We start from the raw sequence: 23330 nt of genomic DNA, 5'->3' as shown, positions 1-23330 counted from the left end.
GGCGCGCCTACGATGAGTCATCATGACGGACACCCGGAAGTACGTCGTGCTCGTTCCCGACGGCTGTGCCGACTGGCCGGTCGACGAGCTCGACGGCCGCACGCCTCTGGAAGCCGCGGTCACTCCGAACATCGACGCGCTGAGCGCGCGTTCCGAGGTGGGGCGCGCCGCCGTGATCCCCGCCGGGATGCCGCCGGGAAGCGACGTCGGCAACATGGCGATCCTCGGATACGACCCCGCCGACTTCCACACGGGCCGCGCGCCCATCGAGGCGGCGGCGATGGGGGTGGCGCTCGCTCCCGACGAGGTGGCGTTCCGCTGCAACCTCGTCACGGTGCACGACGACACCATGGTCGACTTCGCCGCGGGGCATCTCACAACTGATCAGGCGGCACCGATCGTGGCCGCGCTCTCCGAGGCCTTCGCCGACGACGACGTCGCGTTCCACGCAGGTGTGGAGTACCGGCACCTCGCCGTGCTCCCGGCCGCTGCCGGCGACGCAGAGTGCGTTCCGCCCCACGACCTCACCGGGAAGCCCGTCGTGATGCCGAGCGGCCCGTCCGCCACAACGTTGGTCGACCTCATGAAGCGGTCCCGTTCCGTGGTGGAGGCCGCCGCCGCGGAGGTCGGCTCGACGGCCAACCAGATCTGGTTGTGGGGCCAGGGGCGGTCCCCCGTGCTCGACCCCTTCGAGGAGCGCTACGGGCTCACGGGCGGCCTCACCTCGGCGGTCGACCTCGTTCGCGGCCTGGGTGCACTCACCGGCCTCGACGTCGTCGACGTGCCGGGCGCCACCGCCGGTTTCGACAACGACTACGCCGCGCAGCGCGACGCTACACTCGCCGGTCTCGAGCACCACGACTTCTTCCTCCTGCACGTCGAGGCGACCGACGAGGCGGGTCATCAGGGGCTCGTCGACGAGAAGGTCTCCGCCCTCGAGCGATGGGACGCCGACATCGTCGGGCCGCTCTGTGAGGCGCTCGCCGAGCGCGGGCCGCACCGGATCCTGATGATGCCCGACCACGCCACGCCGCTGGCCACGATGACCCACTCGACGGACGCCGTGCCCTACCTGCGCTTCGACTCGGAGAACGAGGTCTCCGGGCGTCCCTACACCGAGAGCGCCGTGGCCGACCTCCGGCCCGTTTCGGGCCACGGCCTGCTCCCGGGGATGTTGAGCCGTACCGACTGAGTCCGCTATAGTCGGTCCTGTCGCCGAGCAGCGGTCGCGGCAACCCCCCGAAGCCTCTTCGGATTCGCCCGCGTGCCCGGTAACCCTTTTCGCCGTCCATGGCGGTGCCCACCGGCACAGGCCCGGACGGGGCTTTTCCAACCCGGCCACAGCTTCGGCGCCGACGCGTCCGTCCACGGCGGCCGACGACGGGATCCCCGTCGGGCGGTCACGAGCCCGGGATGGGACGAGTTCCCGGAGCGAATTCCGAAACAAGAACCGCCCCGAACACAGAGTGAGGAGACACCATGGCGAAGGTCGGCACACCCGACCGGAGCGATCTCGAGTCGAAGGACCGCGAGCAGCTCCACGAGATCGCCGGCGCGCTCGGCGTGAAGGCTCCCACCCGCACCCGCAAGGCCGAGCTGGTCGACGCCATCATCGAGGCGGCGTCGGAGAACGGCGACACTGCCGCGCCAAGTAAGAAGGTCCGCTCCACCCGCGGCGCCGACGACGACCTGGTGGCACTCGCCGAGGAGGAGAACTCCCTCGACGCCGGCGACGCCGGCAGCGATGCCCAGCCACGGCGTCGTCGCAAGCCGGCGTCGGAGTCGAAGGGCTCGGCCCCGGGTGATTCCGGCGGCGGCGAGGATCACGGCGGCACGGAGCGCAGCGACAGGAACGACGGCAGTCGCACCAAGACGGCGTCGGGTATCACGATCGACGAGGAGGACGAGCGCGCCGCCCGGGGCGAAGGCAACCGCAAGCGCCGCCGCCGCGGGCGCAACCGCAACCGGCAGCAGGAAGATCGCGAGCCACAGGGCGACCCCATCGAGTGCGAGGGCCTGCTCGACATGCGCGACGAGGGCTACGGCTTCCTGCGGACGAAGGGGTTCCTCCCGAGCAAGAACGACGTCTACGTGTCGGCCTCGCAGGTGCGGCGCTTCGGGCTCCGCAAGGGCGACTACATCAAGGGCGTCACGCGCCCCGCGGGTAACAGTGAGAAGTACCCCGCGTTGTTGAAGGTCCAGTCCATCAATGACATGGGCCCCGACGACGCCAAGTCGCGTCCGCGCTTCGAAGACCTCACGCCGCTCTTTCCCGACGAGAACCTCCGCCTCGAGCAGGCCGAGGACCCCAAGAACGTCACGGGGCGGATCGTTGATCTGATCTCGCCGATCGGCAAGGGCCAGCGCGGCCTGATCGTGTCGCCACCGAAGGCCGGCAAGACGACGATCCTCAAGCAGCTCGTCTACTCGATCGAGCGCAACAACCCCGAGTGTCATCTCATGGTGCTACTCGTCGACGAGCGCCCTGAGGAAGTCACCGACATGAAGCGACACGTGCTGAAGGGCGAGGTCGTCGCCAGCACGTTCGACCGTCCCTCCGACGAGCACACCCAGGTCGCCGAGCTCACCATCGACCGGGCCAAGCGCCTGGTCGAGATGGGCACCGACGTCGTGATCGTGCTCGACGGCATCACCCGTCTCGCTCGTGCCTACAACCTGGCGAGCCCGGCGTCGGGTCGGGTTCTCTCGGGTGGTGTCGACTCCACCGCCCTCTACCCGCCCAAGCGCTTCTTCGGTGCGGCCCGCAACATCGAGGAGGGTGGGTCGCTCACGATCGTGGCCACCGCCCTCATCGAGACCGGCAGCCGGATGGACGAGGTCATCTTCGAGGAGTTCAAGGGCACCGGCAACATGGAGCTGCGACTCGACCGCCGCCTCGCCGAGCGCCGGATCTACCCGGCGATCGACGTCGAGCAGTCGAGCACGCGTCACGAGGAGCTTCTCTTCGAGCGCAAGGAGCTCCAGCAGGTGTGGAAGCTGCGTCGGGTGCTCAACGCCCTCGAGGGTGGTGGTGGTCTCGAGCTCCTCGTCGACAAGATCAAGACCACCGACTCGAACAAGCAGTTCCTCACAGAGATCGCCCAGGCCCCTACTACCTGATTCCACGTAGACTGGACAGCCATGAAGACCGACATCCACCCCGACTACACCACGTGCACGGTCACGTGCTCGTGCGGCAACACCTTCGAGACCCGCTCCACGGTTTCGGAGCTCCACGCCGAGCTGTGCTCGGAGTGCCATCCCTTCTACACGGGCAAGCAGAAGCTGGTCGACACCGGTGGGCGCGTCGAACGTTTCCAGCGTCGTTACGGCAAGGCCGCCAAGTAGCGACACGGTGGCGTCGATGGCCAAGGATGCGCCGCGCTATGTGGGAGGCCAGGCGGTTCTCGAGGGCGTGATGATGCGCGGCGACTCGTCGTGGGCCGTCGCGATCCGCACACCCGACGGCGACGTCGAGGTCGAGGTGCACGACGCGCCGCGCTGGTCCGAGCGCTACAACAAGATCCCGCTGCTGCGCGGTGTCATGGCGCTCGCCGAGTCGATGAGTCTCGGCTTCAAGGCGTTGTCGTGGTCGGCCAACCAGCAGGTGCCCGAAGAGGAGCAGATCTCCGGACGCGCGATGGGCTGGACGATGGGCGTCGCGCTCACGATCTTCACCGCGTTGTTCATCATCCTGCCCGCGCTCGCGGGCCGTGGGCTCGGCAGTCTGTTCGGGCTCACCGGTTTGGGCGAGCACGTCGCCGAGGGAGTGCTGCGCCTCGCCATCTTCCTCGGCTATCTCATCGCCATCGGATTGATGAGCGACATCAAACGCGTGTTCCAGTACCACGGCGCCGAGCACAAGTCGATCGCCGCCTACGAGCGCGGTGTTCCGCTCACTCCGGAGTCGGCGCAGCGCTTCACCACCGAGCACGTACGGTGCGGTACGAACTTCCTCCTCACCGTCATGGTCGTCGCGATCATCGTCTACTCGTTCCTCGGTCGACCGTCGATCCTCGTGATGGTGGCCTCGCGCGTCGTGCTCATCCCTGTCATCGCCGGCTTCAGCTACGAGGTCATCCGCTTCGCCGCGAAGCACATGGACAAGGCCTGGGTGCGCGCCGCTATGAAGCCGGGGCTGGCCCTCCAGAGGCTCACGACGCGTGAGCCCGATCTCGACCAGCTCGAGGTGGCCATCGTGTCGTTGCGTGCGGTGCTCACCGCCGACCAGCTCGCCGAGGTCGACACCCGGGTCGACACGCCCGGCGGCTTCGCCCCCGCCTTCCGCGGCGCGCTCTGACTCCGTCCTAACCGAGGCATGTGACGCGCATTCGTCTACCGGAATGCTCCTGCGGAGTTGCTCTCCGAATGACGGACGAGCGGGAATCGGCATGCCTGTGCGGGCGTCGGGCATCTGTTACCACCGTTCGCGGAATTCTCCTTGACCCTGCGCCGATCCGCGGTCATCATCGTGAAGGTCGCCACTCAGAGTGGCGGCTCACAATGCGGGGATTGGGAGCGTTGACCCCCCGGCGGCTGATCGGTCGCCTACGCCGGGGGTGAGCGACGGCGAGACCGGCCCAACCAGTTCGAGAGCCGACGCAGCGTGCGCTGCGGACGGACAGGGGAGTTGGGCATGGGCCACCAGCAGCTCGGTGCAGGTCAGTCTCGTCGGAACCCTTCGAGGTACCGCCTACGGCGCTTCTTCTCGTCGGCGTTGAGCCTCGTCGTGATCGTGTCGCTGATGGGCCTGGCGCCCGCGTCGGCCGAAGACACGGGCGAGGCTGCGGGCGAGGACCCTGCGGTCACCGACCCGGCCGACGAGGCGACACCATCTGCCGAGGAAGAGACGACAACCCCTGCGAACGAGGTCGTCATTCCCGACGACGCGGACTTCGAGGTCGAGACCGCGGAGCCACCCGCCGAGGTTGCAGTCCCCGATGAGGCGGAGGTTCCCGGACCGGCCGAGCGATCGGAACTCGAGGGGGACCCCCGCACGATCACCGTCCGGTCCGAGACGGTCCCCAATGATCCAGGACCGCAGTTCACCTTCGACTTCCGACTCGAGGCCTGTCAGGAGGTCGGGTCCGAGACCGACGGCTGCACCTCGTTCGAGCCGCCGCGATACGTCGACCCGAACCCGGTCACACTCGGCGACGACGGCCTCCACACGTGGGGCGACCTCGAGTACGACCGGAGCTACCGACTCAGCGAGGACCCCACCGATCCGGCGTGGAGCCTCACCAACCTCGAGTGCAACCCCGAAGGCCCCGTCCAGTCCGTCGACAACGTCGATTCCCGAGGCGTCACTCTCCGACTCGGAGACGCAGACGGCAACCGCGAGACGAGTTGTGTGTTCGTCAACACCGATGCCTCCATCACCGTTCACAAGAAGTCCGACCGCGCGACCAATGGAAGCGTCGGGAACCTCGCAGGTGCGACGTTCCAGGTGTACTCGAACTCGAGCTACACGACGGAGATCGCCGGTGCGAGTTGCACGACGAACGCGAGCGGCGTGTGCACGATCGCCGGCCTCACCAGCGGAACTCGCTACCTGCGGGAGAAGACCGCGCCGAGCGGCTATCAGCGCATCGACACGATGACCGAGAGCTCGGGCGGTTCCAAGATCTACGGCGAGCAGTTCTCCCTGAACAGCAACACCAACGCCAACTCGCGCGACTTCGCCAACCGACGAACCAACCCTGCGTTTCCTGATACGTGCGGGATCGAAATCGCGCTCGTCATGGACCTGTCGAACTCGATCAGCGACACCGAGCTCGCACAGATGAAGACGTCGGCGTCCGCCTTCGTCGACGCCCTGGAGGGCACGCCCTCGTCGGTCGCCGGGTTCACCTTCGCGACCAACGCGCCCGCCTCGGGGAACTCGAACCTCGCTCTCACGAGCGTCGCCACGACGGGTGGTGCCAACACAGCGCGCTCGTGGGTCAACGCCAGGTCGAAGCCGGGCGGGCAGGCAGGCGGAACCAACTGGGACGCCGCCTTCCGCCAGCTCATCTCATCGGCCGGCAGCTACGACATCCTCGTGTTCCTCACCGACGGCAACCCGACGTTCTACGGCTCACCCCAGAGCGGCGGATCCGGTTCCGACACCACCTTCCGGGAGGTGGAGGAGGGCGTCTTCTCCGCCAACGGCGTGAAGTCCGCCAACCCCGCGCTCAAGGTCGTCGGCGTCGCCATCGGATCGGGCGCAGCGGTGGACAACATCGCCGCCGTTTCCGGACCCGTCGCCGACGACGACTACTTCCTCGCGGCGAACTTCGTGGACCTCCAGGAGAAGCTCGAGGAGATCGCGACCAACCTCTGTGGCGGTACCGTGACGGTCCGCAAGCTCGTCGAAGGCCCGGGCGGTTTCGTGGAAGCGCCGGGCTGGGGCTACACGGTCAGCGACTCCGCACAGGGGACGGGCACGACGGGCGGCAGCGGCGTGACGCCCGCGTTCGACATCAACCCCCCGTTGCCCCGGACGGTGACGATCACCGAAGACCTCGCGTCGAAGCCGGGCTACACCATCGTCCAGACCGGCGGTAAGAACGCGACGTGTACGCGTAACGGCCAGGCCGTGCCCGGCGCGCAGATCACGAACACGACGAACGGCGTCTCACTCACCGTCGACGCGCTCGACATCGTCACCTGTGAGTTCAAGAACACGCCGAACCGGGTCACGATCAACGTCCGCAAGCAGACCGTCAACGGGGTCGGGGGCCCGTTCACGATCCAGCGCACCGGCAACAGCAGCGGAACCGCGTCGCTCAACTTCACCACGAGCGCAGGAAACAACCCGACGGCCTTCCAGTCCTGGACGAACCTGTTCCCGGGCACCTACACCCTGACCGAGACCAGTCTTCCGGGAGCCATCTGGAGCCTCATCGGCATCGACTGCGGCCAGGTCAACCTGGGCAGCAAGTCGACCCAGGTCACGCTCACGGCCGGCCAGACCGTGAACTGCACGTTCGGCAACCAACGTGCCGCTCAGCCCGGCTCAGTGACCGTGGAGAAGCGCACGATCGGTGGGCTCGGAACCTTCAACTTCTCGTTGTCGGGCCAGACCGGCCGACAGGTGACCACCACGACCGAGAATGTGTACACGGCCGCGACGCCGTGGTCGAACCTCGCTCCCGGGCAGAGCTACACACTCGGCGAGACGGGTCAGCCCGCGTGGGTCGAGGGCATCTTCACCTGTACGGCCCCGGGTGAGTCGAACATCGTGGGAGCCAACCCGGTTCTCCCGATCGACGACGGTGAGAACTGGACGTGTGAGATCACGAACAGTCTGCGTCCGAAGATCACGATTGTGAAGGACGCGAATCCTGCGGATGGGACGAGTTTCCCGTTCACGGGTGAGTTGGGTGCGTTTGGTTTGCAGGACGGTCAGTCCAAGGTCGTGCAGAACACGTTGACGCCTGACACCTACACGGTGGCTGAGGGTCCGTTGGCCGCTGGGTGGGATCTGGATGCGATCAACTGTCAGACGTCGCCGGGTTCGTCGGCGACGCCGAACCTCAACGATGACGACGTCGACATCACGGTGGATTGGGGTGACGAGGTCACCTGCACGTTCGTGAACGAGGGTTCCGGTTCGGTGAAGGTGACCAAGGTCACCGATCCGGCTGGTTTGGCCGGGTCGTTCCCGGTCCAGTTGACGGGTCCGGGATACAACCAGGGGACGTCGTTGGTGACGCCGGGTCCTGTGACGGACATGCACACGTTCATGGGTGTGCCCGCGGGTGTGAACCTGAACTTGGTGGAGAACCTGCCGGGTGGTTCGCCGTGGACGAACACGACAGTTGTGTGTGACAACGTCGACGCGAAGGGTGTGCCGTTCCAGGTGGCGCCGGGCGCCACCGTCGAGTGCGTGGTCACCAACGTTCCGGATGCCGGGTCGATCACGGTGGAGAAGACGACGGTTCCGCCGGGTCTGTCGGGCGAGTTCGACGTCGAGGTCACCGGCCCGACGCCGGGTTCCACGACGTTGACGGGCGATGGCGACTCCCACACGTTCACGCCGGTGTCGGCGGGTACGGGATATGCGGTGGCTGAGACCGACAGTGACGGCTTCAACTCGGTGTCCTACGACTGCGAGGGCTCCGTGCAGGGCACGGTCGACAACGCTGACTTCACGGTGGAGGCCGGCGAGACCGTCACCTGTGAGATCACCAACGCCGAGCCCGACCCGGGCACGGTCATCGTGCAGAAGGTGACCGACCCGCCGGGTCTGGACGGACCCTTCGAGGCGACGCTCTCGGGCGGTCCCGACAGCTACGACGACGCGCAGGCTCTGGCCGGCCACGGCAGTGAGTACACGTGGACCGAGGTTCCCGCCGGTACCGGCTACGACCTCATCGAGACCGACCAGGACGGCTTCGGCACGGTCACCTACTCGTGCACCGACGCCGACGGCGTCGTGCCCAACGAGAACTTCACGCTCGAGGCCGGCGACACGGTCACGTGTGTGATCACCAACAGCGAGGGTGATCCCGGTCACGTCAAGGTCACCAAGACGACCGAGCCTGCGGGCCTGTCGGGTGACTTCCAGATCGACCTGAACGGCCCCGGTGGTGCACAGACCCACACCCTCACGGGTGACGGCGACATGCACACCTTCGACGTTCCGGCCGGTACCGGGTTCTCGGTCGAGGAGGTCCTGCCGGCTGGTTGGCACGACTACGTGATCGACTGCGGCCAGGGCGTGGATCCTGACGACTTCGACGTGCAGACCGGCCAGACCGTCGAGTGCGAGGTCACCAACCGTGGCCCCTCCGACGGCGAGGTCATCGTGGAGAAGATCACCGACCCCGCCGGCCTGTCCGGTGAGTTCGACGTGGCCCTCACGGGTCCGACACCGGGCAACACGACGCTCACGGGCGACGGTGACTCCCACACGTTCACGTCGGTGTCGGCGGGTACGGGATATGCGGTGACCGAGACCGACAGCGACGGGTTCAACGCGGTGTCCTACGACTGTGAGGGCTCCGTGCAGGGCACGGTCGACAACGCTGACTTCACGGTGGAGGCCGGCGAGACCGTTACCTGTGAGATCACCAACGCCGAACCGGATCCCGGCAAGGTCGTCGTCACGAAGGTGACCGACCCGGCCACCGCCACCGGGACGTTCCCGATCAATCTCGCGGGGACGGGCTACGACGAGGATGGCGAGCTCGTGAACAACGGTGGCACCGACGAGTTCGATCCGGTGCCGGCCAACACGGGCTACGTGCTCACCGAGGACCTCACGGATCTCGACTGGGGTCTGGTGAGCATCGTGTGCGACAACGTCGACGTCACCCAGGGTGAGAGCTTCACCGTGGAGGCGGGCGAAACGGTCAACTGCACCGTCACCAACGAGGCCGACCCCGGCTCGATCACGGTCGAGAAGCGGACCATCGGCGGCACCGGCACGTTCGACTTCACGGTGAGCGGCCAGCCGGGCCGGCAGGTCACCACCGACGCCGAGGACACCTACGAGGCGGCGACGCCGTGGTCGGTGCCGGCGGGTGCGAGCTACACGCTGGCCGAGATCGGCCAGGACGAGTGGCGCGAGGGCCAGTTCACGTGCACCGCCGACGGGCAGAACCCGATCACGAACGCCACACCGGAGATCCCGGTGGGCGCCGGTGACGACTGGACCTGCCAGATCACGAACCACCTCCGCCCGATCATCACGGTGGACAAGGTCGCCCAGCCCGACGATGGGCAGAGCTTCCCGTTCAACATCTCGGGCACCGGCGGTCTCGACGAGGACTTCCCCCTCACCGACGACAGCGCCCCGGCGGTGTTCCAGGACGACCTGGTCGCCGGGTCGTACGACGTCAGCGAGGACCTCACCGGTCTCACCGGGTGGGAGCTCGATGGCATTGTCTGCGACCCCGACATCGGTCAGGACATCGACGACGGCGTCACCCTCGGTGTCGACTGGGGTGACGAGGTCACCTGCACCTTCACCAACGAGGGCACCGGTTCGGTCGAGGTCGTCAAGGACACCGACCCCGAGGGCCTGACCGGTGAGTTCCCGGTTCAGCTCACGGGACCGTCCTACGACCAGGGCGACACGTTGACGATCGACGGCGACTCGACCGAGTTCCTGGCCGTGCCGGCGGGCGTCGACCTGAGTCTGGCGGAGAACCTGCCCGACGGCTCGTCGTGGACCAACACGGCGATCACCTGCGACAACGAGGACGCCCTGGGCGTGCCGTTCCAGGTGGCGGTCGGCGAGACGGTCACCTGCACGGTGACGAACGTGCCGGATGCGGGCAGCGTGCGGGTGATCAAGGACACGGACCCCGACGGTCTCACCGGTGAGTTCCCGGTGAATCTGACCGACGGTGGTGCTTACGATGAGGACGGGACGCTGGTGGACGACGGTGGCGAGACCACCTTCGCGGGTGTTCCTCTGCAGACGTCGTTGAACCTGACGGAGGACCTCACGGGTCTTGCGTGGTCGCTCGAGGGCATCGAGTGTGACAACGGCCAGGCAGCCGACGACATCGTCGTGCAGCCGGGTCAGACCATCGAGTGTGTGGTCACGAACGTACCGGATGCCGGGAAGGTCGTGGTCACGAAGATCACCGACCCCGACGGTCTCACCGGTGCGTTCCCGGTCAACCTCACCGACGACAACGGCTACGACGAGGACGGCATCCTCACGACGCCCGGCGGCCCGCCCGTCGAGTTCAGCGAGGTGCCGCTCCAGACGCCGCTGACGCTCACCGAGCCGCTACCGCAGGACTCGCCGTGGACCGAGGAGTCCATCGACTGCGGCGACGGCGTCGATCCCGCCGCCATCGAGGTGCAGCCGGGTGAGACGGTCAACTGTGAGATCACCAACGTGGCCGACGACGGGAAGGTCGTCGTCACGAAGGCGACCGATCCCGAAGGCCTCGAGGGTGAGTTCCCGATCAACCTGAGCGGTCCCGACAGCTACGACGAGGACGGCCTGCTGGTCAACGACGGGGGTGTCGACGGGTTCGACCCCGTCCCCGCCGGTATCGGATACGAGCTCACGGAGGACCTCACGGGCCTGCCGTGGACGCTCGACGGGATCAGCTGCGAGGGCAGCGTGCAGGGCGCGGTCGACGCCGGCGACTTCACCGTGGAGGCCGGCGAGACCATCGAGTGCACGATCACCAACATCGCGGATCCCGGCACGATCACGGTGAAGAAGGTCACGACGACGCCCAACGGCGACGACGAGACCGAGTTCACGTTCACCGGTAGCGAGGGCGTGCCCGAGATCGACCCGCTGAAGGGTGGCGACGAGGACAGCGTGGAGGTGACTCCCGGACAGGTCTACACGGTGTCCGAGGACGACCCGGGTGCCGAGTGGCTGCTCTACGACATCCAGTGTGGTGAGGGCGGCACACCCGACCTCGCCGAGGGCAGCGCGTCGTTCGACGTGGGGCCGGGTGAGACGGTGGAGTGCACCTTCTACAACGGCCAGGCCGAGATCGAGGTCGCCAAGGAAACCGTGACCGGGAGCGGCAACGACCCCGGGTTCATCTTCACCGAGGATCTTGCCGGTGTCATCGGCAACGGTGGCACGATCTCGAAATTCGTGGGTGCCGGCACGACCGATGCCGAGTTCTCGACCGTCGAGGACGAGGTGGACGGCTGGCAGCTCACCGACATCGCCTGCGACGAGGGTGGGTCGGGTGACACCGAGACCCGGACGGCGACCTACACGGTCCAGGCCGGTGACAGCGTGTCCTGCACCTTCGAGAACACGCAGGAGGGATCGATCACGGTGGTGAAGGACACCGGCGGCATCGAGCCTGCTCAGGAGTTCCCCTTCACCTTCGACGACGCCGATCCGTTCACCCTCGTCGACCAGGGGAGCCGGACCTTCAGCGGTCTGTTGCCGGGTGACTTCGACGTGATCGAGCCGAGCGCCGACATGCCGGAGTACTGGCTCCTGGCGCAGATCGACTGCGTGTCCGACCAGGTTGTCAACGGTGACGACGATGAGATCCGGCCGACTCTGGAAGGCCCGACAGAGGGCCCGGCGAGAGTCATCGACATCGCCGACGGCGACGGCGTGAAGGTGGCTCTGGCCGCCGGCGAGAACGTCACGTGCACGTTCGCCAATGTGCAGGTGTTCCCGGCCCCGGCGATGGTGATCACCAAGACACCGAGCATCGAGTCGGGCTCTCCGGGCGACACGGTCACCTACACCTACGTGGTCGAGAACACGGGTCAGGCCCGTCTCGACAACCTGGTGGTGGTCGACGACAAGCTCGGCGAGATCACGATGGACAAGACCACGCTCGAGCCCGGCGAGACCGCCACGGGCACGAAGGACTACGTGCTGAAGGCTTCCGACATCGGGAACCTGAAGAACGTGGCGGTGGCCACGGCCGATCCCGAGGGCGGCCAGGACCCGATCAGGAGTGAAGACGACGCCGTGGTCGAGGTGGTCGAGGTCAAGGACCAGCCGCCGGTCACGCAGCCCGAGCCGCCTGCCGAGTTGCCCTTCACGGGTGCGACGATCGCCGGCATGGTCCTGGCAGCGCTGGCCCTGATCACCGGAGGGTTCCTCCTCTGGGGCGCCGTCAGGCGCCGCCGTCGGGAGGCACACGCCTAGCGGAGGGGCTCCGGGCTGAACAGCACGGGTCTGGGGCGGGCTGGGCCCCAGTATGAGAACGGCCCCGGGATCCCCGGGGCCGTTCCGCGTCGTCGTCACGTCCGGCGCGACTGACCGCCGTCCCTGCGAGTCCTTCGCCGGCAACGGCAGAGCCGTGGGGGGGAGCGGGCTTCGGGAATCGGTCGGAACGGCGGTCAGGAGCGTGTGACGCTCTGGGTCGATCATCGGATCCGGGGTGGCCAACACGAGGCTTTTCGCCTACGGATCGCGAAATTTGGGCCGAATGTCGTGTGAACCCACAAGGGACTACTCTCCGTGTTTTCCGCGACGGCGGGGGAGAGCCGGTCGTGACCGACGACGTCCAGCAGTCAATCTCGGCGGACCTACCGCTCGTCGACCCCGACGACGACCGACTGGGGTACGCCCCGTTCGCCGAACGCCTCGCCGGCGCGATCGCGGCGCTCGACCCCGACCAGGCGATGGTCCTTGCGCTCAACGGCGCCTGGGGCTCCGGCAAGACCACGGTTCTGAACTTCGTCGAGCACCATCTTCGCTACGAACAGCGCCACGGCCCCGTGGTCGTCGTGCGCTTCAATCCGTGGCAGTTCTCCCCCGACGACGACCTGGCCGTGCGGCTCGTCGATCAGATGCAGGCAGGCCTCGCGCCGGCGAACGTCCAGTTGGCCTCGGCCCTCGAGGACATCGGAGCGCTCCTGTCCGGGAAGCGTCTCTCGACCTCCCGGAGACGACGCGGTGGTGTTCCATTCGCTCTCGATGAAGCGCGCGCAGCCGTCGCGGACGAGCTCCGAAAGGTCCCGCGCGTCGCTGTCCTCATCGATGACGTCGACCGACTCGAGGCGCATCAGCTCACGGAGCTCTTCCGCGCGGTTCGGGCCGTGGCCGACTTCCCGAACGTCGTGTACCTACTGGCCTTCGATGAGGGTGTTGCCCGCAGCGTCCTCTCGAGTGGTTCGGTGATCGACGGCGGCCAGTACCTCGAGAAGATGGTCCAGTCCGCCTTCGAGCTCCCGGATCTCGACCGGTCTCTGCTGCGCGATCTCTTCTTCGAGAGCATCGACCGGGTTCTCCTGGCAGAGGAACGCGCAGGCCGTCTCGATGTGCGCTACTGGGGAAACGTCTACTGGGACGGTCTCGACCACTTCATCGTCACCCCACGCCATGTGAACCGACTGACCAATGCCCTGGCCATCACGTATCCGGGGATAGCCGGCGAGGTCAACGTCGTCGACCTGATCGCGATCGAGACGCTTCGAATGTTCGTTCCACACGTGTACGAGACGGTGCGGGCTCATCCGTATCTCTTCACGGGAGCAGCTCCACGAGTGCACGATTCCGAGGGTGCCCGCAGGCTTCGTGCCGAGGAGGCGTTTCATCAGGAATGGCTCGAGCAGGTTCCGAGCACCGACCGCGACGCCGTGAAGCGGCTCGTCACACGCGTGTTCCCGCGCCTCGAGAGCGTGTGGGGCACGACGTCATTCGGCCCCGAGAGCGAAAAGCTCTGGCGTCGGCAGCTGCGTGTTGCATCCCCCGACAGCTTTTCCGTCTATTTCCGCTTCTCGGTGCCCCCTGGCCGGGTTTCGCGGCGCGAGCTGGAGGCACTGTTGCGGGCAGGAGGTGATCGGGAGGCCTTCGACGAGCTACTGGTCGAGATCCTGCGCGCGGATCCCGATCGGACCGCCGACAGGGCCCGCTCGCTGCTGGAGCAGGCGGCAGACCTCGACGTCGCCGATGTCAAGCCCTCACATGCCGTCATCTGCCTAAACGTTCTCCTCGACCGGGGTGACGACATCCTCCGCTTCGACCGGACAGCCCGGGGAAGTTTCGAGTTCGACCTCGCCGCCGTCCTGGGGCGTGCTCTGAGGTTCTTCGTCGAATGTGTGCCCGAGACAGAACGTGCCGAGGTCGTTCTCGAGCACGTGCGCGACACGAAGTCGATAGCGGCTCCCGATGTGCTCTTCGAGGCTCTGGTCGAGGATGTGCGCTCTTCTGCGCGCCAGACCGGTGCTCTGAGCCCCGAGGATCTCGCTCGAATCGATGTGGCGTGCCTGGACCTGATCCGGGAGGGCGCGAGAAGCGGTGCCCTGGCTGCGGCTCCGTTGCTTCCCAGACTGCTCGGTAGGTGGTCGAGTGTTTCCGGTATCGATGCTGCGCGCTCGTGGTTCGCCCGCTCGGCAACGGATGATCAGGCGCTTCGACGCCTCATCGCCGGGTTCTCCCACCTGGAGATCCGGGCTGAGGGCGACGATGTCGCCGGCGTGGCGACGACAGCCGTCGACACGGCAGCCCTCGATGAGTACGTCGACGTGACCGCTGTTGCAGCCTGGGCTCGGGAACAGCTTGCGTCGGGTGAGGGGACACGCCTCGAACGGGCTGCGTTGAAGGCAGTTTCGTCGTGGTCACCCGACGAATGAGATCTCGGAGCACGCCCGGTCCTCATTAGCCTGACGGGTGTGTACGAGCAGCTGCCCGACCTGGCCCGTGAGCTCGAGGACCTCGAGCGCCGCCTGCCCGACATCTACGCGTCGGGTGACCGGGCAGCGGCCCGGGAGGCAGGGCGCCGGCACCAGTGGTTGAAGCCCGTGGTGGCCGCCTGGCGGGAGCGCAACGTCGCCGAGGAGGATCTCGCCGACGCCCGGGAGCTGCTCGACGGCGAGACGGATGCCGACATGAAGGACTATCTCTCCGGTGAGATCGACGAGAAGCAGGCCCGCCTCACCGAGCTCGACGAGGAACTGACCCGGCTGCTCGTGCCGCCCGATCCCAACGAGGGCCGCGACGTGATCGTCGAGATCCGCGGGGCCGAGGGGGGCGACGAGGCGAACCTCTGGGCGGGCGACCTGTTCCGTATGTACGAGCGGTACGCCGCCCGGGCCGGCCTCCCCCTCGAGGTTCTGGCGCGCCAGGAGTCCGACATGGGGGGCTTCCGGGAGATCAGCTTCCTCGTCAAGGGCGACGATGCGTGGAGGCTCTTCAAGCACGAGGCGGGCCCGCACCGTGTGCAGCGGGTACCCACCACCGAGAGCCAGGGCCGCATCCACACGAGCGCGGCGACGGTCGCCGTTCTCCCCGAGGCAGAGGAGGTCGACGTCACGATCGACCCCAACGACCTCGAGATCGACGTGTTCCGCAGCTCGGGACCGGGTGGCCAGTCGGTCAACACGACCGACTCGGCGGTGCGTGTCACGCACACACCGACGGGTGTCACCGTGTCGTGCCAGGACGAGAAGAGCCAGCTCCAGAACAAGGACAAGGCGCTGCGCATCCTCCGTGCCCGGCTCCTACGCGCCGAGCAGGAACGCCAGGAGGCCGAGGTGGCCGAGGCGCGTCGTGGCCAGGTCGGCGGTGGTGGACGCGGCGAGAAGATCCGTACCTACAACTTCAAGGAGAACCGGGTCACCGACCACCGGGTCGGGTTGACGGTCCACAAGCTCGACAGGGTCCTCGAGGGTGACCTCGAAGAGATCGTCGACGCCCTCGCCGCCGCGGAGCGCAGCGCTGCTGTCGGCAGCGGTGACGCGGAACCTGACAGTGCCTGACAGTGCCTGACAGTGGCCGTCGGGGGCCAGGTCTCGACGTGGCGCTCACCCGCAACGATCTGCGCCGCGCGGTCACGGAGCAACTGGCCGGAGCCGGCGTCGAGAACGCCGACGACGAGGCCCGCTGGATGCTCGAGGAGGTGTCGGGGCTCGGCGAGGCGGAGCTCATCGTGGCCGGCAACGACCCGCCGACGCACCAGGAGCGGGCACGTCTGGCGGGTCTCGTGGAGCGACGGCTCACGGGGGAGCCGGTCCAGTACGTGCTCGGCTCGTGGTCGTTCCGGGGACTCGACCTGTTCGTCGACCACCGGGTGCTGATCCCGCGACCCGAGACCGAGGTCGTCGTCGAGACGGCTCTGGTCGACATGGCCGAACGCGGCTTCCGCCGCGGGAGACCCGACCGCTGGAGTGCTGCCACGGCGACCTACGCGGTCGCCGACCTCGGGACGGGGTCGGGCGCCATCGCCCTGGCGTTGGCGGCGGAGCTTCCCGACGCCCGGGTGTGGGCGACCGATCTCGATGCCGACGCCCTCGCCGTGGCGGGTGCCAACGCCGCGGGGTCCGGAGCACCCGGTGCCCGGATCCGTGTGGCACAGGGGTCGTGGTTCGACGCCCTCCCCGACGACCTGCGCGGGTCGTTGCAACTGGTGGTCTCCAACCCGCCCTACGTGGCCGCCGAGGAGTGGGAGGACCTCGACCGTTCGGTGCGGGAGCACGAGCCCCGGCAGGCCCTCGTGAGCGGGGGCGACGGCCTCGCGGACCTGGCGACGGTCGTGAATGGCGCCCGTGAGTGGCTGGTGCCGGGGGGCACGCTTGTGCTCGAGGTCGGTGAGACGCAGGGCGGGGACGTCTCGGCACTCGCGCGCGGCGCCGGGTTCGCCGAGGCCGAGCTTCGCGCCGATCTCGCAGGCGCCGACCGGGTGCTGCTGGCGCACTCGCCGGGCTGATCCGGCGGTACTCTCGACGGGACACGGCGACACCTGACCCAGATGGGAGGCGGTCATGTCCGAGGAGCTCGACGTCGACGCGATGCTGGCGAGGTTCGGTGAGCGTGCCCAGGCCGTACGCGACCGACCGCTGCCGCCGGTGACCGGTCCCGAACGTGAGCACTTCGTGAAGCAGGCGGAGCTCGACTTCCAGGACTTCGCGATGCTTGCCGACGCGGAGTGGTCGTTCGACGACGGCGTGCTCAGCCTGCGGGTGGATCTGCGCCCCGAGTAGTCAGCGCGACCCCCGCACGACGGCGCGGCGCTTCGTCTCGATCTGCTCGTCGAGCGCTTCGTTCCTGTCGAGTCGCTGGAGGAACGCCCGGTCGACGGCGACCCAGATCGTCTTGGAGAACGGGTAGAAGAAGATCGGGAACGCGGCGTTGACCACGATGAGGCTCACCGTGAGGATGGCCACGTTCACGTCGGGCCACATCAGGAGCAGGCCGCCGATGAAACAGACGAAGAACACCATCGTGGCGGCGATGATGTTGATGGCGAGGGCGCCGGCGAAGTAGCCCTGCTCGCGCTCGAAGTGCAGGCCGCAGCCGGGGCAGTCGTCGACCATCGTGAACCAGCGCCGGAAGAGGTGCCCGGCGCCGCAGCGCGCGCACCGCAGCGTCAGCCCGCGCATCAGTGACGTGAACCGACCGGCGTGCTCCATCCGGAGGACGGTAGTGGTGCCCTCTCAGAGGTCTCCGATCGTGAGCCGGCGTCCCTCCCACGCCTCGTCGACCATCGCGGCGCACACATCGGGTGACTCCACCGTGGCAACGGTGCGTGACCCGTCGTCGAGGAGGGCGGAGACGACGGCGTGGGAGGGGGCGCCGTCGCGGTCGACGACGACCGCCGTCGCCTCGACCGTCACCTCCGTCGTGGGCGGGACCCCGGCGGCGGGTGCGAACGAACGCACCGCTTCGAGGTGGCGGTCGTCCGCCGCGGCGTGCCGCCAACCGGCGGTGGGTGGCGCCGACGCGAAGAGTCCGGCGGCGTGTTTCGTGAGGTACCACCCGACCGCCGTGGTCATCCCGACGGAACCCGGGTCGGCGCGGCACTCCTGCACCATCGAGGCGATGGAGTGCGTCACGTAGTTGCTGACGGGCGCTCCGGCGAAGCTCAGGCCTCCGGTGACGGTGAGCGGTCGGTCGTCACCTCCGCCGGGTCCCGCCAGCCCCAGGGCGGCCATGGCGGCGCGTACCGCCGACGGGAAGCAGGAGTACAGGTCGAAGCGGCTCACGCCGTCGGCGTCGATTCCCACCGCCTCGAACGCGGCATCGACGGTGGCGCCGAGTCCGGGTGACGTGGACCACGACAGTCGCTCGGTGATGTTCCACACGTCGACGCCGTCGGAGCCGGCGAGCGGGAAGACCATCCGGTCGCGGGCGATCCCGGCGCCGAGAGCCGCCTCGTAGGAACAGACCAGCAGTGCGGCGGCCATGTCGACGGCCTCGTTGGCGCACAGGCGCAACGTGTAGGGAGCGACGACCAGCCGGTTGCCGGCGCCGGGTGTGGCGATGTCGTCGGCGGTGAAGGCGTCGGTGCTCCATGCGTGGGGGTTCGCCGCCGCCACCTCGGAGAACCCGGCGTAGAGGTCGGCGGTGCGGCGGCGGTGTGCCTCGGGTGACAGGCCCGAGGCGTGGCGCTGGGCCGTGTCGAACAGCGGGTACACGACGATGGGCGCCGTGAGGCCCGCCTCCTTCTCGACGGTCGAGGAGCCGTCGCGGTCGACGCCGAGCACGTCGGGGCACGGCACGTCAGGACCCGTCTCCCACTCCAGCCACGTCCTCGGCTCGACACGCGCCCGCCGACGCGTCCGGAGGCACTCCGCTCCGCCCATCAGGACCACGTCGGCCGTACCCGCCGCGATGCGGTCGCACATCTCGTTGAGGAGCATCTGGGGCGAGTTGCCGCCGGTCGTCGTGGTGACCGTGGAGCGTGGCTCGATGCGGAGGCGCCGGGACAGTGCGGCTCCGGGGTCCGGGTAGCGCCACGACACGATCTCCACGACCCCCACGGTGTCGGCCCGATCGAGGAGCCTGTCGCCCACGCCGGTGTCGTCGGCGGCCTGGCGGACGGCCTGTTCGAGGAGAGCGACCGGTTCGAGCGCCGCGGCGGGGTCGTCCTCGTGCTGGGAGACCTGACCCACGCCGACGATCACAGGGGTGCGGGGGTCGGGCATCCGGTGGAGGCTACCGGCCGCCCCTACCGATGCCCGCGGATTCGACCGCGGCGGAGTCGCGGCAGATCGTCCGGTGGGCGCACCGCCCGCAGATCTCCGGGTCGGCGACGCCGTTCCAGTCGCCCTCGTTGTCCTCGGCCCACATCTTCTCCACGACCGAGCGGAGTTCCTCGGTGATCGAGTCGAGGTCGTCGCCGTCGGGCTCGAACGGCTCGGGGTCGTCGGTGACGCCCGCGGCGAGATACTCGTAGCGCAACCGCAGAGCGAGCCCGTGACGTTCGGCGTAGCGCGCCAGGATCCAGGCCTGGAGCCGGGCACCCGGGTCGGCGCGCACCTCCTCGAGCCAGAGCGCTCCGGTCTTGTAGTCGCGTGCGTCGAGGAGCCCGTCGTGGACCCAGATGGCGTCGATCTGTGCGATGCCCATGAACATCGGTGACGGTGCCCGGTGGAAGCGGGCCACCTGGTACTCGTGGAGTGCCCTGTCCGATTCCGCCGGGCACCGGAGGACGTGTCGCTCCACGAACGAGTGCAGACGGCGCTCCGTGGAGTCGCCGTACCCCTCGATCACCGACGCCACGTGGTCCTCGTCGCGGCACGTGCCGTGCGTGTGGATCATGCGCAGGACGTCGTGGGTCATCTGACCGAGCTGGGCGCCACCCGAGTCGTCGTCGGCGTAGCGGAGGCCGAGGAGCTGGCCGAGGAGGAACTGGCGGCGGCACAGCCCCCACGCCGACCGACCGGTCGGGCTGAGCGGAACGATCTCGGACAGGAGGCGCTCCCGGCTCACTTGTGGGCCCCGCAGCGGCTCACGAACTTGCAGCGTCCGCACTCCATCGACGGGCGGGGCTCACCGTCGGAGTCGATCGCGCGGACGACCCGCAGACGCTCGTCGAGCCATTCGCCGATCGCGTCGCGCTCGTCGTCGAGATCGACGGTCACGTCGTAGTCGATGACCCCGTCGCGGAGGTTGGCGCTCCGGATCCTTACCGGGCCTCCGGAGACCTCGTCGGTCACCCGGAAGAGCGCGAAGCGGACGCCGGCGTCCTCCGTCGGCCCGCCGGGTGTCGTCCACGGGTCGACGTCGAGAGAGCGGATCTCCGCCCCGCCTCCGGGGACCTCCAGCAGGAGGTCGACACCACCGACGAGACGGACGCCGCGCTCCTCGTCGATCGTTTCCCATTCGTCGAGCTCGATCGTGCGGCCCGGGGAGTCGGCGAAGAGGTCGACGTAGGCGGCGGCCGCCGTGTCGAAGCGCTGCACCTCTTCGGGCAGCAGGTTGGGGAGTGCCTCGAAGTGCCGGGACTCCGCGGCGCGCATCTCGGCGTGGGCGACCCTGGCCTGCGACACGATGGACTGGCGCACGCGATAGCGGCCGTTGCCGCCCCGGTTGCCGCGTGTGCCGCGGTACTCGTGGCGGGCGCGCAGGGGGCACATGGTCTCGGCGTCGCGCAGCAGCGCTGGTGTGAGCCGGGGGAGCTCCTCGGCGTCGGTGGCGGGAGTCGTGGTGCCGTCGTGGGTGTCGCTCACGTCCCCGAGCGTAGGCGGCACCCGGGACGTTGCTGCGCCTGCCGCCGGAGACCGGAGCGCCTCTCCTACGATGAGCCGATGCCCGATGCCCCGGTCCGGTCGACGTCTGCCGTTCCCAGCGCCAGGACACGCCGGCGCCGGTGGCCCTGGGTGGTGGCGGGTGTCGGTGTCGTCGTCCTGCTCTGGGCTGTCGTGACGGCTGTCACGCTCATGTCGGCACGCTCCGACCTCAACGAGGGGGTCGACGCCTTGGAGCAGGCCCGTGACGAGCTCTCCCCGTCCGATCTCATCGAGGGGACGGGGCTCGAGACCCTCGCCGAGGCCGAGCAGGCGTTCCGCGACGCGCGCGACAAGGTGCGGGGGCCGTTCGTGTCCCCGCTGCGCGCGCTCCCGGTGGTGGGACGCCAGATCCGCTCGGTCGACGCCATGTCGGGGGCTGCCGCAGGGGTTGTCTCGGCGGGGAGTACAGCGATCGACGAGGCCCAGGCGGAGCTCGACAAGGACCCGACCGCCGAAGAGCGCGTCGGCACGATGCGCAACCTCGCCGCCACCGCCGATGGCGCCCGCGAGGAACTGGCGGCAGCCGACCTGGGGCCGACCGAGGCGCTCGTCGGTCCGCTGGCCGACGCCCGCAACGAGTTCGCCCGGGAGCTGGCCGACGCCGAGGAGTCGCTCGGGAAGGTCACGAGTGTCGCCAACGCCCTGGCCGACCTGTTCGAGGGCCCGAGCCGCTACGTCCTCGTGGCCGCCAACAACGCCGAGATGCGGGGCGGGTCGGGCATGTTCCTGTCTGCCGGCCCGCTCGAAGCGCTCGACGGGACCATCGAGGTCGGCGACCTGGTCTCCACCGCAGACCTGGCGTTACCACCGGGTGCCGTCCCATTGCCGGGCGCTTCCGACCTCACGCAGCGGTGGGGGTTCCTGCGTCCCAACGAGGAGTGGCGCAACCTCGCCACCACCCCCAACTTCGACATGACGGCGCCGCTGACAGCGCGGATGTGGACAGCAGCCACAGGCCGGCCTGTCGACGGCGTGCTGGCCGTCGACCCCGTGGCGCTCCAGGCGCTGCTCGCGGCAACGGGCCCCGTGGAGGTCGACGGCGAGGTCATCAACGAGGACAACGTGCTCGGGTTCCTCTACCACGACCAGTACGTGGACGTCTCCTACGAGGACCCCGAGCAGTCGCCGCGGCGCGAACGTCTCGGCGAGATCGCCGGCGCGGTCGTCGATGCGCTCGACGAGGGGGACTACGACACCGCCACGTTCGCCGAGACCCTGATCGACGCCGCGGAGGGACGCCACATCCTCGCCTGGTCCAGCCGCGACGCGGAGCAGGAGGGTTGGTTGGCGGCCGGGATCGACGGTGAGCTCGAGGAGAACTCCGTCATGGTGTCGGTGCTGAACAGGGGGGCGAACAAGCTCGACCAGTTCCTCTCCGTCGACGCCGACATGACGATCGACCGGGCAGGCGACAGCACGCACGTCACGATCCGTGTGACCCTGACGAACGAGACGCCCGAGGGGGAGCCCGTCTACATCGCCGGCCCGCACCCACAGATCGATCTCGCCACCGGCACCTACCGGGGCTACCTGTCGGTCGACGTCCCGGGAATGGCGATCGACGTGGCTCTCGACGGCACCAGCCGGATCGTGACCGAGGGCCCCGACGGCCGTGCGTGGGTCGTCGCGGGCCTTGTGGAGGTCCCCCGGGGAGAGGCGGCCGAGGCCGTCGTGACGTTCCGCCTTCCTGCGGGCGCCGATCCGATGGTCGTGGAGCCCTCGGCACGCGTCCCGCCGGTCGGGTGGAGCGCGGAGGGTGAGAGGTGGAGCGACAGCTCACCGCACAGGGTGAAATAGTGAGAAACAGGACACCAGATGACGTTGCGCCTCTCTCCGGATGGTGAAATCGGGAACCGACCTGCCTCTCGGGTCGTTGTCGCGAAGCTACTTCTGTTAGGGTTTCGGGGTCCTCGGCCGCTGCCAGGGCCTGTGCCAGGGTCTTTCGACCCCCCTTGATGGGGACCTTTGGGTCTGCTACTCTGAGTGGCATCGAGCGGCCCGTAGAGTCAACACTTACAGCCATTCTGTTACCGAAAGTCGGGAGGCGGTCCATGTCTATCGCTCCAGGAAAGCGCGTACTGCTTGCCTTTCTCGTGGTCGCACTCGTTGCTCTGCTCGCCCTGCCCGCTGCCGCGGGGGGTGACGCGGGAGGCGACGACAAGGGCCCCTACCTCACGGAGTCCACGTCGCCTCCGGTCACCGAGGGCGGCACGGATGTGAGCGTCGACCAGGAGACCAACGATCCGGGTGAGGACGCGGCCACCGAGGTGGCGGGGGCGACCCTGCCCTTCACGGGTGGCGACGTCGCCGTCATCGCGGCGGTCGGCATCGGCCTCGTCGCAGCGGGCCTCGTGCTCGTCGCAGCACGCCGGCGCCGTCCCGACACCACCGTCTGACCCACCGTCCTCAAGGACGGTTCGGAGACG

General features: G+C 68.4%; 15 protein-coding genes. 11 read left to right on the top strand and 4 right to left on the bottom strand.

Annotation, left to right across the window (positions count from 1 at the left end; genetic code table 11):
- The first annotated feature begins 22 nt into the window (after positions 1–22).
- From R3A49_08485 to R3A49_08445, 9 genes are all read left to right on the top strand, one after another.
- Positions 23–1192, top strand: a complete 1170-nt coding sequence (locus R3A49_08485; GenBank protein MEZ5170766.1) for a cofactor-independent phosphoglycerate mutase — start codon at positions 23–25, stop codon at positions 1190–1192.
- Between the two features lie 287 nt (positions 1193–1479).
- The gene (rho, locus tag R3A49_08480; GenBank protein ID MEZ5170765.1) at positions 1480–3120 is read left to right on the top strand and encodes a transcription termination factor Rho; all 1641 of its coding nucleotides are present in this window, start codon (positions 1480–1482) and stop codon (positions 3118–3120) included.
- A 21-nt stretch (positions 3121–3141) separates the two neighbouring features.
- Positions 3142–3348: a 50S ribosomal protein L31 gene (gene rpmE, locus R3A49_08475; GenBank protein MEZ5170764.1), complete on the top strand. Its 207-nt coding sequence runs from the start codon at positions 3142–3144 to the stop codon at positions 3346–3348.
- 16 nt (positions 3349–3364) lie between these two features.
- A complete protein-coding gene (locus R3A49_08470) occupies positions 3365–4300 on the top strand; it encodes a DUF1385 domain-containing protein (protein ID MEZ5170763.1) in 936 nt (311 codons plus the stop codon).
- A gap of 336 nt (positions 4301–4636) precedes the next feature.
- Positions 4637–12595, top strand: coding sequence for a DUF5979 domain-containing protein (locus R3A49_08465; protein ID MEZ5170762.1), 7959 nt, complete (start codon positions 4637–4639; stop codon positions 12593–12595).
- Between the two features lie 347 nt (positions 12596–12942).
- Entirely contained in the window at positions 12943–15027 is a 2085-nt protein-coding gene (locus R3A49_08460) for a P-loop NTPase fold protein (GenBank protein ID MEZ5170761.1), read from the top strand.
- Between the two features lie 39 nt (positions 15028–15066).
- Complete coding sequence (gene prfA / locus R3A49_08455) at positions 15067–16152, top strand: peptide chain release factor 1 (GenBank protein MEZ5170760.1); 1086 nt, start codon at positions 15067–15069, stop codon at positions 16150–16152.
- Between the two features lie 2 nt (positions 16153–16154).
- A complete protein-coding gene (gene prmC / locus R3A49_08450; protein ID MEZ5170759.1) occupies positions 16155–17099 on the top strand; it encodes a peptide chain release factor N(5)-glutamine methyltransferase in 945 nt (314 codons plus the stop codon).
- A 55-nt stretch (positions 17100–17154) separates the two neighbouring features.
- Positions 17155–17373 carry a hypothetical protein gene (locus R3A49_08445; GenBank protein MEZ5170758.1) on the top strand — a complete coding sequence of 73 codons (219 nt, stop codon included), beginning with the start codon at positions 17155–17157 and terminating at the stop codon, positions 17371–17373.
- Here the strand turns inward: R3A49_08445 and R3A49_08440 are convergent, their stop codons facing one another.
- Genes R3A49_08440 through R3A49_08425 form a run of 4 tightly spaced genes read right to left on the bottom strand, consistent with a single transcriptional unit; the run spans position 17374 to position 20844 of the window.
- Entirely contained in the window at positions 17374–17802 is a 429-nt protein-coding gene (locus R3A49_08440; GenBank protein ID MEZ5170757.1) for a DUF983 domain-containing protein, read from the bottom strand.
- Positions 17803–17826: 24 nt separating this feature from the next.
- Positions 17827–19317, bottom strand: a complete 1491-nt coding sequence (locus R3A49_08435; GenBank protein MEZ5170756.1) for a hypothetical protein — start codon at positions 19315–19317, stop codon at positions 17827–17829.
- A 10-nt stretch (positions 19318–19327) separates the two neighbouring features.
- Complete coding sequence (locus R3A49_08430; GenBank protein ID MEZ5170755.1) at positions 19328–20104, bottom strand: PD-(D/E)XK nuclease family protein; 777 nt, start codon at positions 20102–20104, stop codon at positions 19328–19330.
- Positions 20101–20844 (bottom strand): hypothetical protein, encoded by a 744-nt coding sequence (locus R3A49_08425; GenBank protein MEZ5170754.1) that lies wholly within the window; start codon positions 20842–20844, stop codon positions 20101–20103. The genes R3A49_08430 and R3A49_08425 overlap by 4 nt, the downstream gene beginning before the upstream one ends.
- A gap of 78 nt (positions 20845–20922) precedes the next feature.
- Here R3A49_08425 and R3A49_08420 point away from each other — a divergent pair, with 78 nt between their 5' ends.
- Both R3A49_08420 and R3A49_08415 read left to right on the top strand, forming a co-directional pair.
- Positions 20923–22701 carry a DUF4012 domain-containing protein gene (locus R3A49_08420; GenBank protein ID MEZ5170753.1) on the top strand — a complete coding sequence of 593 codons (1779 nt, stop codon included), beginning with the start codon at positions 20923–20925 and terminating at the stop codon, positions 22699–22701.
- A 254-nt stretch (positions 22702–22955) separates the two neighbouring features.
- Positions 22956–23300 carry a hypothetical protein gene (locus R3A49_08415; GenBank protein ID MEZ5170752.1) on the top strand — a complete coding sequence of 115 codons (345 nt, stop codon included), beginning with the start codon at positions 22956–22958 and terminating at the stop codon, positions 23298–23300.
- The last annotated feature ends 30 nt before the right edge of the window (positions 23301–23330 follow it).

The organism is Acidimicrobiia bacterium, from assembly GCA_041394025.1.
In the GTDB taxonomy this organism is placed as follows: domain Bacteria; phylum Actinomycetota; class Acidimicrobiia; order IMCC26256; family JAOSJL01; genus JAOSJL01.
This window is presented reverse-complemented; position numbering and strand designations above follow the sequence as displayed.